Below are 18219 nucleotides of genomic sequence, written 5' to 3' on the forward strand. Positions count from 1 at the left end.
TAACATCAATCCCCAATACCCTGCCACGCTAAGCGTTCTCGGGACATCGGGGATACGAAATGCTTCAGGTTAAAGACCGGACACCCAGAATAAAGTTAATCCTCGAAAAGCTCTGATTGGCCCTGCGTCGCCTCTTCTTCCTGCTCGGCCTCTCCGCTCATCAGCGGCAGGTCGCCCAAAGGTGCGCGGCTTTCCAGCAACCCGGCAGAACGCAATTCCTTGAGGCCCGGCAGATCGCGCGCGTTTTCCAGCCCGAAATGGTCCAGAAACCCCTGTGTCACCACAAAGGTCACCGGCCGTCCCGGCGTCATTTTGCGGCGTCCAAAGCGAATCCATTCCATCTCAAGCAGTTGGTCCACGGTGCCACGGGACACGGATACGCCACGGATTTCCTCAATCTCGGCGCGGGTCACCGGCTGATGATAGGCGATGATCGCCAAAGTTTCGATTGCTGCCCGGCTCAGCTTGCGGACCTCAACGGTTTCCTGCTGCATAAGGAACCCCAGATCAGCCGCCGTACGCATGGCAAATCCATCGCCGACACGCACCACTTGCACACCGCGCCCCTCATAGCGCTTCCGCAGGCGCATCATCGCCTCTGCGGGATCGCAGCCATGTGGCATCCGCGCGCCCAATTCACGCAGGCTGATTGGCTCGGTTGTGGCGAAAAGCACCGCCTCGATCATCCGCTCCTGCTCTGCCATCGGGGGGGCTTCAAACAGGCTTTCTTCTTGTGTTTCAATCTCTTCAGCCACGTGGTTCATCCCTTTTTCGCAACTGGATCGGCGCGAAAACTTCGCTTTGACGTATTTCCAGATGGCCTTCTTTGACCAGTTCCAAGGAGGCGGCAAATGTCGCGGCGGTGGCTGAACGGCGTTTGACCGGATCACTTTCCCACCCCTCGGGCAGATAACTTAACAAATCCCCCCAATCCCCTGCATAGCCGATCAGGCCGCGCATACGCTCCAGCGCTTGTTCCATGGTAAAAACCGCGTCACGGTCCATCACAAAGGGGCGGAACTCGTCTTTGGTCCTGATCCGTGCATAGCCTTGCATCAGGTCCAGCAATGTCGCCGTATAGGTCACCTTGCGCACCTGTTCGACTTCGCTGGTCTGGCCACGCGCAAAGAAATCGCGCCCCAGCCGGTCGCGCGCCATTAACCGCGCTGCCGCATCACGCATTGCCTGCAACCGCTCCAGCTGAAAGGCCAGATGCGCCGCCAGTTCCTCGCCGGAAGGCCCCTCTTCGGTGGGATCGGGGGGCAGCAGCAAGCGGGATTTCAAAAACGCCAGCCAAGCCGCCATCACCAGATAATCCGCAGCCAGTTCGAGCCGCAGCGCCTTGGCCTTTTCAACAAAGGCCAGATATTGCCGGGCCAGTTGCAGCACGGATATTTTGCGCAGGTCGACCTTTTGCGTCCGGCTCAGCGTCAGCAACAGGTCAAGCGGCCCCTCAAAGCCATCGACATCGACAATTAGCGCCTCGGCGGCCATCCGTTCGGCAACCGATACCTTGTCTTCCTGAAAGAGAGTTTCAGCCATGTAGAGCCCCGCCCGACAGCGCTCTAAATTCGCGCTCAAGGGCAGGAATGTCAACGGTGTCAGGTTTCGTGCGCATGGCAAGCGCCCGTTCCGCGCGGGTCTGGGCCGCAGGTGTCATGTGCCCGACAGCCTCGGTTACCGCGCGGCGGTCTGACAAAGACGCGTTGCAATAAAGAACCACATCACAGCCGGCATCAATCGCAGCCACGGCATTCTGTGCCGGAGTGCCAGCCAAGGCCTTCATCGAAATATCATCCGTCATGATCAGGTTATCAAACCCGATCTCCTCGCGGATTACCTGCATCATTGTCGACGACAGGGTTGCGGGGCGGTCATCAAGCGCCTCATAGACCAGATGGGCTGTCATCCCCATCGGCAGATGGTTCAGCGCCTTAAATGGCGCAAAATCAACCGCCTTCAGGTCCTCAGCAGCGGCCGTCACGGTTGGCAAATCAAAATGGCTGTCCATTGTTGCGCGGCCATGGCCCGGCATGTGTTTCACCACCGGCAAGACACCCCCTGCCAGCATTGCATCCCCCACCACACGCCCCAGAGCGGTAACCTGCGCCGGATCTTCCCCATAACACCGGTTGCGCAGGAACGAATGGGTCAAATCCCCTGCGACATCCACCATCGGAGCGCAATTGCTGTCGATCCCGACACTGCGCAGCTCGTCTGCAATCAACCGATACATCAGATACATTGCCCGCGCGGCCTGTGGTCCGGCCTGTACCACCAGATCGAGCGGCGGAGCCCATTCGCGCCAATGCGGCGCGCGCATCCGCTGCACACGCCCGCCTTCCTGATCAATTGTGATGATCGCCTCACGACCGACGGCCTCGCGCATCTCATCACAAAGCGCCCGCACCTGATCTGGCGTATCAATATTGCGGGCGAACAGAATGAATCCGAAAGGATCCGCCGCGCGGAACAACGCCTTTTCCTCGGCGCTCAGGCGCAGACCCTCCGCGTCGATAATCGTCGCACCATAGGGCATCAGCGCGTGACGACCGGAATACAATCAGCGTTTCCGGCCACCAGAGCAGAGCAGAACCGGCGCGCATCCGCGATATCATCGAACCCCATCGCCCGCAGACGGTAGAACACCCGCCCGCCGCTTGTGGCCTTTTGAACAATGCGGGTTTTGCCCGACAGATAGACATCAAAGCGACGGCTTAGCTGGTCCCATTGTTCCCGCGCCACTTCGGGGCTGTCAAAGGCACCAAGCTGAACCAGACGGGTGCCTGCCGGCAGGCTGGCCGCGCTTACTTCCGCGACACTGCCGCGCGTCGACGCAACCGCCGCCGGGGTCACAACCGCACGCACAGCGGGGCGTTTCTTGGGGCGTGCCGACTGGCGCAGGCCCGGCGCATTCACAAGGGCGGCAACGCGCTCTTCAGCGGCTTTGACTTCTTCAACAATGGAGGTGTTTACCGAGGCCAGTGTTTCTTGGGTGGTTTCGCCTGCGGTGCCCAGTGGGGCCACGCCCGCGGTCAACTGCGCCACCAGATCGCCGACATCGCCGCTTTCAAGGGCAGCGGCCACCTCTGTTGCGTCCAGAACAGCAGCCCCTTCGGGAAGGCTGGCAACTGTGGGTTGCTGTGGCGAACTTGTCACCATCGAGGCCGGCATCACCTGATCTTCGACGGTCAGATCAATCGGTTCGGGTGCCAGTATCAGCCGGTCAGCAGGTTTTGCCGCGGTTCCAATTGCCGCCACAGCATTCACTGAAAGCCCCTGATGGCTGGCCTTGTCACCGCCCGGTTCAGCTGGGCGAATGCGCATGTCACCGCTGGCCGCGCGCACTACCGGAATACCACTAACATCCCGCACCAATAGCTTGTAACCCCAGACACCAATGCCAATCACCAGCGCAAAGGACATTACGGCCCCGGCCACATTTGTCAGGGTTGTCAGGCTGTTCGCCGACTTATTTAATGCATAGCTTGAAGTTGAATCCTGATAGTTCCCCCCCGCCATGGGGGAAGACGTGAAATCTGCCATCTGTGCCTCATCGCCCAGCGGATACATTGCCCGATGGGTCTGGTCTGGGGGTTACCTGTAAGTCGGCGAGAACTGTCTTAGCGCATTTCTTCTGCCGGTGTGACACCAAGAATACCAAGACCTGCCGCAATTACAATCGCCGTGGCCCGCGCCAGGGCAATTTTTGCCTGCGCTGTTGCCGCGTCATCCTGAATGAAGCGCAAGGAAGGCACCTCGTTGCCTTTGTTCCAATGTCCATGCAGATCAGCGGCCAGTTCATAAAGATAAAAGGCCACCCGGTGCGGTTCATTTGTCCGCGCAGCAGTTTCCACAAGACGCGGCCATTCTCCGAGCTTGCGCAAAACGCCCAGCTCGCTGTCGTGATCCAACAGGCTTAGGTCGGCACCCGCCAGGGTGGCATCATCCGCCGCGATCCCCGCCTCTGCCGCCTTGCGCAACACCGACGCCACCCGCGCATGCGCGTATTGCACATAGAAAACCGGGTTTTCGCGGCTTTGCTCAAGCACCTTGTCGAAATCAAAATCCAACATCGCGTCGTTCTTGCGCGTCAGCATCACAAAACGCGTCACATCCGGCCCGACCTGATCCACTACATCGCGCAGGGTGACAAATGTCCCTGCCCGCTTGGACATCTTGAAGGGTTCACCGTTTTTGAACAGTTTCACCAGCTGGGTCAGTTTGATGTCCAAAGGCACAGTGCCACCGGAGAGTGCAGAGACAGCCGCCTTCATCCGCTTAACATAGCCGCCGTGGTCAGCCCCGAAAACGTCAATCAGCTGATCAAACCCACGCTGCACCTTGTCGTAATGATAGGCGATGTCGGGCGCGAAATAGGTCCATCCGCCGTCCGATTTCATCACCGGGCGGTCGACGTCATCACCATGATCGGTCGATTTGAACAGGGTCTGCTCGCGTGGTTCCCAATCCTCTGGCTTCTTGCCTTTAGGTGGTTCAAGCACACCTTCATAGATCAGCCCCTTGTCCTTGAGATCCTGCAAGGCGGCCTCGATCCGGCCGGTGCCATAGAGCGATTTTTCAGAATAAAACACATCCATCTCGACGCCCAAGGCTTTGAGATCGCTCCGAATAAGCTCCATCATCTTTTCAGTCGCAAATTCCCGGATATCGCTGATCCAGAACTGCTCGCCTTTATCCAGATAGGCATCGCCGACCTTGTCTTTCAGCGCCTCACCGACCGCAATCAGATAATCGCCGGGATATGTACCATCGGGGAATGCCACCTCTTGGCCATGGGCCTCCTGATAGCGCAGATAGACGGAACGCGCGAGAACATCGACCTGTGCGCCGCCGTCGTTGATATAGTATTCACGCGTCACATCATAACCGGCAAAATCCAACAAAGACGCCAGCGCATCACCGAATACCGCGCCCCGGGTGTGCCCCACATGCAAAGGCCCTGTAGGGTTCGCCGAAACATATTCCACGTTAACCTTTTTGCCCTGCCCCAAGGTGCCCCGGCCAAATGCCGTCCCTTCGCTCAGAACTGTCTTGGCAATCTCCTGCCAGACGGAAGGTGCAAGCCGCAGGTTCAGGAATCCCGGGCCGGCAATCTCGGCTGATGTGACGCGCGGATCTTCGGCGAGTTTGGCCGCCAATACTTCGGCAATATCACGCGGTTTCATCCCTGCCGGCTTGGCCAGAACCATCGCGGCGTTGGTCGCCATATCGCCATGCGCCGGGTCGCGCGGTGGCTCAGCAGTGATGGGGTCAAAGTTCAAACCCTCGGGCAATGTGCCAGCAGAGACCATCTGGTCCAGCGTCGAGGTGATAAGATCGCGGATTTCGGCAAAGAGATTCATAGTCAGTTCCTTATTCGCTTTTGTCTCTATCACCTCAATTTGCGCACTCAAGCCCTAACCCGCGCCTTTCCCGATGAGCCGAGCATGTTCAGCATAGGCAAAACGATCGGTCATCCCCGCGATATAGTCGCAGACCATCCGCGCCAAAGTTGTGCGATCTTGTGCGGCCATCTCGATTTCTTTGGCCCAGTCGCGCGGCAAAAGCTCCGGTTGTTCAAGGAATAAAGGAAACAATTCCTCGACAATCTGTGTCACCTCGGCCCGCTTTACCATAACAGAGGGCGCGCGGTACATCCGGCTGAACAGGAAGGCGCGGATCTCTTTCAAGTCTTGCCAGATCCGGTCTGAGAACATGATAACCGGACGCCCCAAATGCCTGATATCATGGGCAGAAGTCGCCCCGCTGACATTGAGGTTCAGACGCGAAGTGTCGATTACATCAGCCACCATTTCACCAAAAACCCGCCTTAGGGCCTCGTGTTTCCGCCGATAACTGTCGGTATCCGGATACCTCAAATCGACCTCGGCGAAAGCCGGCCCGACCAGAGGAAGCGCGATAATTTCATCTTCAGTAAACAGGCCGGCCCGCAGCCCGTCATGCAGATCGTGGTTGTTATAGGCAATGTCGTCAGACAGGGCGGCCACCTGCGCCTCGGCGCTGGCATGGGTGTGCAGCTCAAGATCATGGCGGGCATCATATTCCGCCAAGGCATAGGGCAAGTCCCCCGTGACCGGCCCGTTATGTTTGGCAATCCCTTCCAGCGTGTCCCAGGTCAGGTTCAACCCGTCAAATTCCGCATAGTGCCGCTCCAGCGAGGTCACAATCTTGATCGCCTGTGCATTGTGATCAAACCCGCCGTAAGGGGCCATCGCCGCATGTAAGGCGTCCTCGCCAGTATGCCCAAAGGGTGTGTGCCCCAGATCATGCGCCAGTGCGACCGCCTCTGTCAGTTCGGCATTTAACCCCAGAGCGCCGGAAATCGTACGGGCCACCTGTGCCACTTCGATAGAATGGGTCAGCCGCGTGCGGTAGTAATCGCCCTCATGCTCCACAAAGACCTGTGTCTTGTGTTTGAGCCTGCGAAAGGCGCTGGCATGGATGATCCGGTCGCGATCCCGTTGGTAACAGGAGCGAAAAGTGCTTTCCTCTTCCGGCACGCGCCGTTCCCGGGCGAGCGCTGGATCAGAGGCGTATGGTGCGCGCATAGCGGCTGGTCCTTGTAGCCTGTCATCGGGCTTTCTATATTAGGTTAAACCCGTGTTGAAAACCGCCCCATCGGAGTGCCCCATGAACCTGCCCCCCAAAGTGACGCCAAGAGCTTTTGAACGTCTGGCTGAAATCGGTGCTGCCGGTGAGGGCAAAGCACTGCGCATCGCTGTGGATGGTGGGGGCTGTTCCGGGTTCCAGTACGAAATCGCGCTGGACGACCCGAAAGACGACGATCTGGTTCTGGAAGGCGACGGACAGAAAGTTGTCGTGGACAGCATCTCCCTGCCCTTCCTCGCGAATGCAGTCATTGATTTCTCCGAAGAGCTGATCGGTGCAAGGTTTGTTATCGACAATCCGAATGCAACATCATCCTGCGGCTGCGGCACCTCGTTTTCAATGTAGCCCTATCCTGCGGCTGTTGAGCGGTCGGCCGGAACCCGGGCGAACCCCCGAAAAAACGCATTGAACCTTTCGGTTGAGGCCTCAGCCTGCCTGAGAATGTTGCGCCGCGCCGGATCGAGCGCAGCCAAAACACATCCCCGCATCGCATCCCAGTCACTGCTGCGGGATGGACCCAGCCCCATCAAACACTCCGACATCGGGCGCAAAACACTGCTGGATTGAAATCTTGCTGAAAAATGTATATGATCTTCAGGAACTTGCGCTGCAAAGCTCATCCCACCCGACAGTGTTTGCGCCCAACCGGTCACCAGAAAGCAGTGAAAGGCATCTTCCATGGGGTATTTTGCAACCCCATTTTCGGGGTAAATAAGGCTATGTGCCATAGCAACGGCTTTGACCCACACCTGACTGGGGCGCATTCCGGCAAAATGTAGGGCTGTGCAAATCTCGGCCAGAAGATCGTGGTTCTGATCCAGATAGGCCAGAACACCGGCATATTTCAGGCTGGTCACCATCGCCTCGCTCAGCTGCGGGTCCCGCTTGCCATAATCGGACAAGTAAAAGACGATATGGGCCAATTCATAGGCTGCTTTCTTGTTGGGCAGCACGAATGTCTCGGCGCGCTCGGCGAAATAACGTAGCCGGTCTTTGATCGTATTTGAAAAAAGCCGATCTTGCATCCCGCGCCTTGCCAACAGATGGCAGGCCTCGGCACGCTGCAAATCGGACAATTCCACCCCGATCAACCCCGCGGCAGCCACTTGCCGGCACAAGGATTCCCCTTTGCTCCCGCCGAACCCAAGATCCTCCAGATCCAGACAAATCGATAGGAAAAAACGGTAATATTGCGGGTAGAATTGCAACTTGTCTTCAATCTTGTCGTAAAACGCGGCGTAGGGTGCAAGATCATCACGGGACATTCGGGCATGAGTGCCGACCAACATTCCCAGAACTTCCGCGTTTTCCTTAAGCCAGAACACGCTGTCCGGTGCATGACGATATCGCGCAACGGCAACCAACAATGCACGCAAATTCTGCTTACGGCTGGGTTTTGCGATCGACGGAAAGGGAATGACATTGCTCATGGCGCGGCTGGTCCGATTTCTGAAGGTGACAGGTCCGGCGGGCGAGCCGGACCTCATGGGAATCAAACGCTACAGGTGAACAGCCCCGTGGCATCGCCGGCGGACAAGGCCGATCCCTTGGACAGCACGCTACAGGTGAACATCTGTGTCCCAGCGCCCTCCGCTATGGACGAACCAGCTTCGAGGACACTGCAAGTGTACATCTCCAATCCTTCACCAGACATCATATCACCGCCTTTTCCATCTTCGGGCAATGATGAAAGCGGGCTGGCGCAACAACTGTCTTGATCGACGGTGTTACCGATGTATGAAGCGGTGTTAGTGTCACGATATGCGAGTGCAGTCATGGTAAGTTCCATCCTTTTTAATGTTCGTGCAATCATTAGTTGCAACTGATTCGAGGCTTGCTCGCAAAAGATGAGTTGCCAACTTTTTTTTGCCCTCCCCCGGGCTTTCGCTAGATTGTCCACATGAAGTTCCTCAACTAGCAATCAGACCTTGGGTGATTTTCGAGGGTTTTCCACAGGCCAGAAAAGAGTTACCAACAGGGGCGTTGAAATTGGATTTGCAAAAGGCCGCACCTCAATAATCCCTCATGGGTTGAATCGAATAGACGAGAATCACCCTAAGGTAAGATTGCTGAACATAACCAAGGTGCGCAAAGCGCCAAAAACATCACGGATACAGGGCAGAACAACATGAAGATCGCGACCTTCAACATCAATGGCATCAAAGCCCGTATCGACGCCCTGCCCGCCTGGCTTGATACGGCATCACCGGATGTGGTGCTGTTGCAGGAAATCAAATCGGTCGACGAAGCATTCCCCGCCGAGGTCTTTGAAGAGCGCGGCTATAATGTCCAAACCCACGGGCAAAAGTCTTTTAACGGGGTCGCAATCCTGTCGAAATATCCACTGGAAGATGTCACTCGCGGCCTACCCGGCGACGACAGTGACGAACAGGCCCGCTGGATTGAGGCCACTGTTGTCGGTGAAAAAGATGCGGTGCGGATTTGCGGCCTGTACCTGCCCAATGGCAACCCTGCGCCAGGACCAAAGTATGACTACAAACTGGCGTGGATGACACGGCTTGAGGAACGCGCCCGTAGACTTCTGGCCGAAGAAATGCCCTTTTTGATGGCTGGCGACTATAACATCATTCCGCAGGCCGAAGACGCCGCAAAACCGGAAAGCTGGCGAGAGGATGCGCTGTTTCGACCCGAATCCCGTGCCGCATGGCGCAGATTGTTGAACCTTGGTCTGACCGAGGCCTTTCGGGCGCGCACCACCGGACCGGGGCATTATAGTTTCTGGGACTATCAGGCCGGCGCATGGAACCGTAACAACGGTATTCGGATCGACCATTTCCTGCTGAGCCCGGCCTGCGCGGATATGCTGCGTGATTGTCAGATCGACAAGGATGTGCGCGCAGGTGAAAAACCTTCGGATCACGTGCCGGTCTGGGTCGAACTGGACTTCTAGACGCACCCAAGTGCCAAACAACGCCGGCACAAGACACTATCAGGAATTTCGGCCAGACCCGCTTTAGAGACTACCGGGGCAATCCATTTCGTCTCTCAAGGTACCAATAGAGCCGCTTCGCGATGCTTTAGGACGGGACGCTCAGACTGCCAAGTTTGGGAGGTATTCCTGACAAGTTGAGGAAACAGCGCCTCTAACTCAGCGTAGCCACCGCAGGCGGGTTCCACGGGTCGACGTTAAAAACTGATCTTCGTAAGTCGTCGGCAAAAAATACCCAAATTATGGAACAATCTGGGTATGCCCAACAAATCAACCCTCAATTGGGCCAATCTTAGGGTCAGGTCCCACTAATCCTGTGCATTCAAGTTGTGGGAAACGCAGGGAGATCAAACACTGAGCGCCAAAGAAATGACGCGCGCTGAGTGCAGCCATCGGCACGAGTCCTCAGGCCTCCAGTTCAGCATCCCAATACAGGAAATCCATCCAGCTTTCGTGCAACATGTTCGGCGGAAATTTTCGCCCCATATTGCGCAGTTCTTCCGCAGCAGGCTGGCGCGGTGCCTTTTGCAAATGCAGACCGGTGCTATGCAAGGGTTTGGACCCTTTTTTGAGGTTGCACGGGCTGCACGCGGCCACCACGTTCTGCCACGATGTGACCCCGCCAGCGGCGCGTGGAATTACGTGATCAAAAGTCAAATCCCCCCGTGCCCCGCAGTATTGGCAACAAAATTCATCCCTCAGAAATAAATTAAAGCGCGTGAAGGCCACGCGCTTTTGAGGTTTTACATAATCTTTCAGAACAACAACCGACGGCATTTTCAGCGTCATGGTCGGACTGTGCACACAGTCTTCATATTCAGCGACAATATCCACACGGTCCAGCCATTTGGCTTTGATCGCATCCTGCCATGACCAAAGTGACAGCGGATAATAACTGAGCGGCCGATAGTCCGCATTTAACACCAAGGCGGGCCTGTGTTTCAGCCCCGCCGGGTGCCTGGTAAAATCGGTCCTGAAATCGCCATCCATCGTGGAAGCACCCCTTGCCGTTTGATCCAACTATATCTCGTGGTTTTGCGCTGGCAAGCCAAAGAATTCCACAAGATGTCGGTGACGACAGTATCGGGTCGATGTCACAGTTTGATGACGTGCCTCAAAGGCCCAGTTTGTCACGCATAAACGCCAGCGCAACGCTCAGCCCATCTGGCGCAATCCCGTGTCCCGTGCCTTTCATGACATGGGCATAGACGTCTTGCCAGCCTGCCCCCTCCAGTGCTTCGGCGGCCTGTGGCAAGGACTGCGGCGGGACAACATCATCGGCATCCCCGTGCACCAACAGAACTGGTGGCTTGACGACCGCCTCTTCTGCCAGCAGTTCGGGTGACAACAACCGGCCTGAAAAGGCCACAACTCCTGCCACTTCATCCTCGCGACGTGGTGCCACATGCAGGGCCATCATGGTGCCCTGCGAAAATCCGAACAGTACAACCTGTTCTGGCAGGACATCTTCGTCGACCATCAGAGCGTCCAAAAACGCATTCAGGTCCTGCACCGCGCTGTCCATGCCGCGCATGGATTCTTCTTCCGATGATCCGTCAATCCAAGGGATCGGGAACCATTGAAAGCCGTTCGGCATCCCGGCCACGTTTTCCGGCGCATCCGGTGCCACAAACAAAGTGTCCGGCAAATGTTCGGCCAGCGGATCCGCCAAGCCCAAAAGGTCAGGCCCGTTCGCCCCGTAGCCATGCAGAAACACCACAACCGATCGTGTTTCCCCTGATTTCGCCTCACGCCGAACGGCGTTCAATACCCGTGTCATCCCAAACCTTCCCTGTTTTTCAATATACGGTAGTAGGCAAAGAGCGCGCGGGCCGCAACCGACCGCCAGGGCGTCCAAGCCTCTGCCATCTCTGCCATTTCCTGTGCGGTTGGGCGTGCGGGCAGATCAAAAAGCCCCTGTGCGGCCACTTGCAGGGCCAGATCCCCCGCTGGAAAAATATCCGCCCGCCCCATGCAGAACATCGCGTAAATCTGCGCGCTCCATGGGCCAATGCCGGTGATTGCGGTCAAAGTGGCCAGCACCTGCGCGTCATCAAGCCGGTGCAAACCGGTGTAATCCAGATCAGAGGCCGCCAGTATCAAGGCATAACGCGCTTTTGGCCGGCTTAACCCTGCGTCGCACAGCCCCGCATCGCCGGCCTTTAACACAGCGGCTTTAGTGTTCAGCCCTGCGGCCAGCAACCGCGCTCGAATGGCATCCGCCGAGGCGACGCTGACCTGTTGACTGATGATGATTTCAAGCAACCCGCCAAACCCGTCTGGCTTTAGCCGCAGCGGCAGAGGGCCAGTCAGCGCCAATGCCTGCGCAAAATGCACATCGCTTTGCGCCAGCCATGCAGCCCCTTCCGCGACATCCAGATCGGTGCGGATGATCCAGCCCATGTTCTTCACAATCGCGCCAACCAGACCAAAACATCATCCACAGATTTCACCACCCTGATCCCCGCCGGCAAGACCGGGCGGTCAATCAGGATCACCCGCAGGCGCAGCGCCTTGGCCGCCTCCAACTTGGGCCGGCTGGGCAATCCCCCAAGGTTGCGCGCCATGAGGACATCAACCCGGCGAGCCTTAAACAATGCAATCTCATCGACAACGGAAAACGGTGCCGTGCCAAAAACCAACTCAACAAAATCGAATGGCACCGGACGCTGGTGAGCTGCTGTCTGACGCAGCATCAAGCAAGCCCCCTGAAATCCCTTATACTCAGGAAGACTGGCCCATCCCGTCGCAGAAAACACCCGATCGGCTGGCCCGATCATGGGCATCGCAGACGCAACGTCCGGGGCAGTTTGCCACAGGTCGTCTTCGTCACAACTCCACGCCGGGCGCGACAGGGTCAGGATCGGCAGCCCACAAACCCGCGCGGCGGCATGTCCCATCTGCGTCATATGCCCATCAAACCCGTGGCTGGCATCAATCACTGCATACGCACCCTGTGCTGCCCGCTCGATCTGCGCCTGTGTCACATCGGGGCATATTTCAAAGGGCACCGGCATCGGATCGGCACCGCGTGGTGGTTCCGACATCAAGGCCAGCACCTGCCATCCCTGCCCCAGCAAAGCCACGGCAATCCGGCGCGCCTCGGCGCTGCCTGCCAACAAAAGAATATGTCCAGCGTGTTCCATCTGCGCGACTTTAGGCAAGCGCGGCGCAGGCACAAGTGCCCCGCAGGGGTTGCCCCTCCGGAAACCGAGGTTTACCCATCCCGTAACAAAGGATTTTTTGACATGATTGATGACACACGAGCCAAACGCAATGTCGCGGTTCTGGTCGCGGCACAGGCCTTTCTAGGCAGCCAGATCACGATGATTTTTGTGATCGGAGGCCTTGCTGGCCAACAGTTGTCACCCAATGTCTGCCTTGCCACCCTACCGATTTCAATGATCGTCTTCGGGTCCATGACCACCGCGCCATGGCTATCGCCTCTTATGCAGAAACACGGGCGGCGGGCCGGGTTTTTGGTGGGGGCCTTGGGCGGGCTTGTCGGGGCCATCGTCTGTGCTTTCGCCCTGAGCATCAATAACTTCTGGGTCTTCCTGATCGGCAGTTACTTAACCGGTATCTACATGTCATCACAGGGATTTTTCAGGTTTGCAGCCACCGATACCGCTTCCGAGACCTTTCGCCCCAAGGCCATTTCCTATGTCATGGCAGGCGGGCTGATCTCTGCCATTATCGGGCCACAGCTGGTCTCGGTTCTGTCGGCTGGCGGGGATGCCACAGTAATGCGATTTTTCCCGGTTTATCTGGCGGCAATGGCTCTGAACGTCATTGGCATGGGCTTGTTCTTTCTGCTCGACATCCCGAAACCGGTGCCCCCCACGCTGGACAGCCCCAAAGGGCGGACCCGGCTTGAGCTGCTGACCACCCCGAGGATCGCCGTCGCAGTGATCTGCGGCATGGTTGCCTATGCGCTGATGAACCTTGTGATGACCTCGACACCTTTAGCCGTAGTTGGTTGCGGGTTTGGCGTTGCCGATGCCTCAAACATCGTAACCGGCCATGTATTGGCTATGTTTGCACCATCGTTCTTTACCGGCCATCTGATCAACCGCTTTGGGGTCGAAAAGATCGTCGGATTGGGCATGGCAATTCTGGCTGTTGCCGGGGTTGTGGCCCTTCAAGGAGTCGCATTGAGCAACTTCTACATCGCCCTGATCCTTCTCGGGCTAGGATGGAACTTTGGCTTTATCGGTGCCACCACCATGCTGGCTGGCGCACATGAACCCCATGAGCGGGGACAGATGCAGGGCCTGAACGACCTTCTGGTGTTTGGCGGCGTCACCTTCGCCTCGCTCGCGTCGGGCGGATTGATGAACTGCTCTGGAGGGGATGCCGCGACGGGTTGGGCCGCAGTCAATATGGCGATGATCCCGTTTCTGGCTTTGGCAGGCGGATCGCTGATTTGGCTGGTGATGCGCCCGAAAGAGGCCTGATTTTTTACCAGCGCCCCGTCACTGCGCGGGTCGTCAGGCCAAACCGGTCCCCCTCCACGGGATCGGGAAGTCGCCCTTCGATCACGGCCAGCGGGTCCGTCAGTGCCGCGGACAAAACGCCCTTGGCCGCCCCTATATGAAGCAGAGCAGGACGCGCGGCGCGGCTGACCTTTGCGCGTCCCTTACGGGCCCGCGCCAACCGCGACAGCGCCTCTTGAGCAAGGTCCGCAACACCTTCTTTTGTACCGTCCAGCAGAGGGATACGCCCACGCGCCTCCAGCTCGGGTATGGCAAGAAACCACGCAGCAACTCCTGATGCAAAGGCGGCGTCGCGCACTGTGGCCACATCCGCAGCCCCCAAGGCAGAGGCCGCAACCCAAGCCAGATTTCCTGCCGTCTGGTCGATATAGCGGGAAAAATGCGCGTCATCTTCAAAGGCATCTTTATAAATATCCCAACGTCTTGCCGCGACAAGCTCATCCATCACTTGAGCCGCTTCCGGCGTCAAGACACCAGCCAGTGGGGTGGCGACCTCGTGGCGGCGCACAGGCTCCCCCTTGCTGATTTGCTCACAGACATCACGCCACCATTGCAGACGCATTTCTGCGATCATCGGCTCTTGGGTGACCCATGGCGCGCGCGCGACCTCGACGTTGAACGCATAGAGCGGAAACAACACCCGGCGCGCGGCAACAGGTGATGCCATAACCGCACGAAACCGCCAGGGATCCGCGCGCTCGACCAAAGCGGCGCAGGCTGTCAAATCGGCGTCAAAACTCATCGGGGACGGACAACGCTGAGCAAATAGCCGTAGTCATCGCGATGCGCACGCCAACAGGAAATCTCCTCTTCGGCCTCGTCCAAAACCGCCTGCACACGTGCATTCGCCATAGGCCGCAACAAATTAATACGCGCTTCAAGCGGGGCGAAGTACGCCTCCCAGGCGGGATCGGCAAGTCGACGTGTACCCAACACCTCATACCCTGCGTCAGAAACCTGTGCAGCAATGCCCGAGGCATCTGTCATCGCCGGATATTCCCTGTCCCAATAGGATTTGGCACGATCCGAGGGGGTATCGGTGAACCAACAGGCTTCGGAAAAGGCGATGACTCCACCGGGGTGCAAGGATTTGCGCCAGGCCGTCAGTGCCTGCGTAACGCCAAGGAAATAGACCGCGCCTGCGCACCAGATCATATCGTAGCGGTTCATGATTCTGGCCATGTCTGCCTTTAGTACAGTGACCCGCCCGTCGTTCGTCCAAGCGTCCCGCGCCGCACCGACAAAATGCGCGGTCTTGTCCAAGGCCGTGACGTGACCATCAGGCGCAGCGGCAAGCAAAGCGGCGATATCGCCGCCCGGCCCGCAGGCCACATCAGCCATTTGCGCAGCTGGCTTCAGGTCGACAAGGTTACTCGCCCATGCGATATCCGCAGGCTCTCCAGGCCCCTCACGCGGGAGGTCACGGTGAAGTTCGAAAAAGGCATCCATCGTATCAAAGCTCATTGATCAGGCTTTCTATCGCATCGCGTGTTTCCGGGGCGTTCACAATATCCAGATGGCCGACGTCCTCGACAATCACATAGCGGCCTTTGTCATTGGCCGCAGACAAAGTTGGCTCGTATTGCGCGGCATCAAAGGCTTCATCTGCCGCACCGGCAATCAATGTGAAACGGGGCAAGGCGGCAACATCCTTCAGGTATGCGCGGCGCGGCGCAAATCCGGTGTTCAGCCGGTATGAATAGGCCGTGGTCGCCGTATCCCCCAAGGGGCCGTCAAGCACCACCTGCGGCATCCGAAGCTGCATGATCGTCAGATGATTAAACGCGGTAATGCGCAGTTTGTTCAACATGCTAAGGCCAATGATCCGACGCAACAGCGGATAAGACCAGCCGCCCGCATTAGGCCGCATGGTTGGGGCATCATGTTTCAGAAACGGCGCCATCAGCACAGCGGCATCCATCATGTCGCCATGCGCCCCCCCTGCAAACCGCACCACCAGCCCCCCACCGGAGGAATGCCCGGCCAGTACAACCTTTTGCCCCGGTTTCGCAGTGGCAGTGATCAGATCGGCCAGATCATCCTCGAACTGGTTGATATAGTCGATGTCGCCCCGTCGGCCCGGTTTCGCTCCATGTCCGCGCAGGTCCGGCACGATGACATCAGCCGACGCCGCAAGGGCGCGGGCCAATGCGTCAAACTGCAACCCGTGCCAGCCGGACCCATGGATCAATATCACCACAGGAGCATCTGGCGCGGCGGCGCTGTAACGGCGCAATTGCAGCGGATAGCCGTCGCGCATTTTTATCGCCGTCAGCTCTTGCGGCGGTTGCCCGTCCGCAGCAAGCGTATTGGTAAAATCAAGCCCTGCCGCTGGTGGTAAATCACCGGGCCGTTGCGACAGGATCAACACACCGGCGATGCCAAGGGTGATGACCAGCGATGTAATGATAAACGTCAGCACTTTGCGGATCACCTTTGCGCCCCATTCAAGTCCCGGATCAACTTCCAGCGAATGGCATCCAGCAATGCCTCAAAGCTGGCGTCGATTATATTGGCGCTGACCCCGACGGTCGACCATCGTTGGCCTTGCCCGTCTTCGCTGTCGATGATTACGCGGGTGACGGCTTCGGTACCGCCTTGGGTGATGCGCACTTTGAAATCGACCAGACGCATGTCCTCGATCAAGGCGGAGTATTGCCCCAGGTCTTTGGCCAACGCTTTGGCCAGCGCATTCACCGGGCCGCGGTCCGTGCCCGCATCATCCATGCTTTCACTGACGGACTGACGTTTCTCACCATCAACCTTCACAACAACCACCGCCTCAGAGAGGCTAACCATATTGTCGTATTTGTTTTTGCGCCGCTCCACAGTGACGCGGTATCTTTTTACCTCAAAAAACGCGGGCAGAGCGCCAAGCGCCTCACGCGCGAGCAGTTCGAAACTGGCTTGCGCCGTATCATAGGCATAGCCTTCCGCCTCACGCGTCTTCACCACCTCAAGGATACGACCCAGCGCGGGATCCCCTTTTGCCACCTCAAGCCCGGCTGCGGCCAGCCTTTTGCGCAGGTTCGATTGGCCTGCCTGATTTGACATCGGAATAATCCGCGTATTGCCGACCACGGCAGGGTCAATGTGTTCATATGTGCTGGGGTCTTTGGCGATGGCACTGGCGTGCAGGCCCGCCTTATGCGCAAAGGCCGACGCCCCGACAAACCCCGCCTGTTTGCGCGGCACCCGGTTTAGAATCTCATCCAGCATACGGCTGGTCCGGGTCAGCCCCTTCAACGCCTCATCTGTGATGCCGGTGTCAAAGCGGCTGGCGTAGGGTTCCTTCAACAACAAGATCGGGATCAAAGTGGTGAGGTTTGCATTACCACATCGTTCTCCAAGACCATTTAACGTCCCTTGAATCTGACAGACGCCCGCATCAACTGCCGCCAATGTGCAGGCAACAGCATTTTCCGTATCGTCATGGGTGTGAATGCCCAGCAGGTCACCGGGGATGCCCGCGGCTATGACCTCCGCTGTAATCTGGCCCACTTCGGCTGGCAAAGTGCCGCCATTTGTATCGCACAGTACAATCCAGCGGGCACCGGCCTCTTGTACCGTCTTCAGACACTCAAGCGCATAGTCGGGATTGGATTTATATCCGTCGAAGAAATGCTCGGCATCGAACAGCGCCTCGCGCCCCGAGGCCACCAAATGCGCAATGCTGTCTTTCAACAGCACAAGGTTTTCCTCCAGCGTGATCCCTAGCGCCTTGGTCACGTGGAATTCATGGGTCTTGCCCACGATACAGACCGATTGCGTGCCCGCATTCAGCACAGCCGCCAACACATCGTCGTTTTGCGCAGAAATACCGGGGCGTTTGGTCATGCCAAAGGCGGTCAGCTTGGCACGGGTTTGCGGGGCAGCGTCAAAAAACGCATTGTCGGTCGGGTTGGCACCGGGCCAGCCACCTTCGATATAATCCACACCAAGACCATCAAGCGCCGTGGCGATCTGCTGTTTTTCTTCGGTTGAGAACTGCACGCCCTGCGTCTGCTGCCCGTCGCGCAGGGTGGTGTCGTAGAGATACAGACGTTGTTTCATTGGTTATGGTCCTTACTCTGTGATCCAGCCCCACGTTCATGCGATTTGCACGAACAGCCCCCGACCGCCCCCTGTCGTGGCTGGGCA

At 57.8% G+C, this 18219-nt stretch carries 19 protein-coding genes; 3 read left to right on the top strand and 16 right to left on the bottom strand.

The features are described from left to right. Positions 1–95: 95 nt before the first annotated feature. The 6 genes from scpB to HKX44_RS05685 all read right to left on the bottom strand — a co-directional run bounded on the left by scpB (position 96) and on the right by HKX44_RS05685 (position 6572). Entirely contained in the window at positions 96–764 is a 669-nt protein-coding gene (gene scpB / locus HKX44_RS05660) for an SMC-Scp complex subunit ScpB (RefSeq protein WP_276150305.1), read from the bottom strand. After that, the gene (locus HKX44_RS05665) at positions 748–1542 is read right to left on the bottom strand and encodes a ScpA family protein (protein ID WP_276150306.1); all 795 of its coding nucleotides are present in this window, start codon (positions 1540–1542) and stop codon (positions 748–750) included. Before HKX44_RS05665 ends, scpB begins: the two co-directional genes overlap by 17 nt. Continuing rightward, on the bottom strand, positions 1535–2539 hold the full coding sequence (gene nagZ, locus HKX44_RS05670; protein WP_276150815.1) for a beta-N-acetylhexosaminidase: 1005 nt from the start codon (positions 2537–2539) through the stop codon (positions 1535–1537). Before nagZ ends, HKX44_RS05665 begins: the two co-directional genes overlap by 8 nt. Then, positions 2539–3546: an SPOR domain-containing protein gene (locus HKX44_RS05675; protein WP_276150307.1), complete on the bottom strand. Its 1008-nt coding sequence runs from the start codon at positions 3544–3546 to the stop codon at positions 2539–2541. Before HKX44_RS05675 ends, nagZ begins: the two co-directional genes overlap by 1 nt. A gap of 77 nt (positions 3547–3623) precedes the next feature. After that, positions 3624–5366, bottom strand: coding sequence for an arginine--tRNA ligase (gene argS, locus HKX44_RS05680; protein ID WP_276150308.1), 1743 nt, complete (start codon positions 5364–5366; stop codon positions 3624–3626). Between the two features lie 54 nt (positions 5367–5420). Further along, the gene (locus HKX44_RS05685; RefSeq protein ID WP_276150309.1) at positions 5421–6572 is read right to left on the bottom strand and encodes a deoxyguanosinetriphosphate triphosphohydrolase; all 1152 of its coding nucleotides are present in this window, start codon (positions 6570–6572) and stop codon (positions 5421–5423) included. An 82-nt stretch (positions 6573–6654) separates the two neighbouring features. Between HKX44_RS05685 and HKX44_RS05690 the strand changes: the two genes are divergently transcribed. Beyond that, on the top strand, positions 6655–6978 hold the full coding sequence (locus HKX44_RS05690) for an iron-sulfur cluster assembly accessory protein (protein WP_276150310.1): 324 nt from the start codon (positions 6655–6657) through the stop codon (positions 6976–6978). Between the two features lie 2 nt (positions 6979–6980). Here the strand turns inward: HKX44_RS05690 and HKX44_RS05695 are convergent, their stop codons facing one another. After that, a complete protein-coding gene (locus tag HKX44_RS05695; protein ID WP_276150311.1) occupies positions 6981–8063 on the bottom strand; it encodes a hypothetical protein in 1083 nt (360 codons plus the stop codon). Positions 8064–8125: 62 nt separating this feature from the next. Beyond that, entirely contained in the window at positions 8126–8410 is a 285-nt protein-coding gene (locus HKX44_RS05700; RefSeq protein ID WP_276150312.1) for a DUF6749 family protein, read from the bottom strand. A 351-nt stretch (positions 8411–8761) separates the two neighbouring features. On the opposite strand from HKX44_RS05700, the gene xth reads away from it, so the two are divergent. After that, positions 8762–9544, top strand: coding sequence for an exodeoxyribonuclease III (xth, locus tag HKX44_RS05705; RefSeq protein ID WP_276150313.1), 783 nt, complete (start codon positions 8762–8764; stop codon positions 9542–9544). A gap of 444 nt (positions 9545–9988) precedes the next feature. Here the strand turns inward: xth and HKX44_RS05710 are convergent, their stop codons facing one another. From HKX44_RS05710 to HKX44_RS05725, 4 genes are all read right to left on the bottom strand, one after another. Continuing rightward, positions 9989–10573: an HNH endonuclease gene (locus HKX44_RS05710; protein ID WP_276150314.1), complete on the bottom strand. Its 585-nt coding sequence runs from the start codon at positions 10571–10573 to the stop codon at positions 9989–9991. Between the two features lie 124 nt (positions 10574–10697). Further along, positions 10698–11363: an alpha/beta fold hydrolase gene (locus tag HKX44_RS05715; protein ID WP_276150315.1), complete on the bottom strand. Its 666-nt coding sequence runs from the start codon at positions 11361–11363 to the stop codon at positions 10698–10700. Continuing rightward, a complete protein-coding gene (locus tag HKX44_RS05720) occupies positions 11360–11986 on the bottom strand; it encodes a DNA-3-methyladenine glycosylase 2 family protein (protein ID WP_276150316.1) in 627 nt (208 codons plus the stop codon). The genes HKX44_RS05715 and HKX44_RS05720 overlap by 4 nt, the downstream gene beginning before the upstream one ends. Positions 11987–11991: 5 nt before the next feature. Then, entirely contained in the window at positions 11992–12729 is a 738-nt protein-coding gene (locus HKX44_RS05725) for a precorrin-6A/cobalt-precorrin-6A reductase (protein WP_276150317.1), read from the bottom strand. A 102-nt stretch (positions 12730–12831) separates the two neighbouring features. Between HKX44_RS05725 and HKX44_RS05730 the strand changes: the two genes are divergently transcribed. Beyond that, complete coding sequence (locus tag HKX44_RS05730; RefSeq protein WP_276150318.1) at positions 12832–14040, top strand: MFS transporter; 1209 nt, start codon at positions 12832–12834, stop codon at positions 14038–14040. Positions 14041–14044: 4 nt separating this feature from the next. Here HKX44_RS05730 and HKX44_RS05735 read toward each other — a convergent pair whose 3' ends face one another. From HKX44_RS05735 to cimA, 4 genes are read right to left on the bottom strand one after another with little or no spacing between them, the layout of a single operon-like run. Further along, positions 14045–14821: a squalene/phytoene synthase family protein gene (locus tag HKX44_RS05735; protein WP_276150319.1), complete on the bottom strand. Its 777-nt coding sequence runs from the start codon at positions 14819–14821 to the stop codon at positions 14045–14047. Beyond that, complete coding sequence (locus HKX44_RS05740; protein ID WP_276150320.1) at positions 14818–15543, bottom strand: class I SAM-dependent methyltransferase; 726 nt, start codon at positions 15541–15543, stop codon at positions 14818–14820. Before HKX44_RS05740 ends, HKX44_RS05735 begins: the two co-directional genes overlap by 4 nt. Beyond that, a complete protein-coding gene (locus HKX44_RS05745) occupies positions 15533–16513 on the bottom strand; it encodes an alpha/beta fold hydrolase (RefSeq protein WP_276150321.1) in 981 nt (326 codons plus the stop codon). Before HKX44_RS05745 ends, HKX44_RS05740 begins: the two co-directional genes overlap by 11 nt. After that, positions 16510–18132 carry a citramalate synthase gene (gene cimA / locus HKX44_RS05750; protein ID WP_276150322.1) on the bottom strand — a complete coding sequence of 541 codons (1623 nt, stop codon included), beginning with the start codon at positions 18130–18132 and terminating at the stop codon, positions 16510–16512. The genes HKX44_RS05745 and cimA overlap by 4 nt, the downstream gene beginning before the upstream one ends. Between the last annotated feature and the right edge of the window lie 87 nt (positions 18133–18219).

The organism is Sulfitobacter sp. M05, assembly GCF_029285175.1.
GTDB lineage: Bacteria > Pseudomonadota > Alphaproteobacteria > Rhodobacterales > Rhodobacteraceae > Sulfitobacter.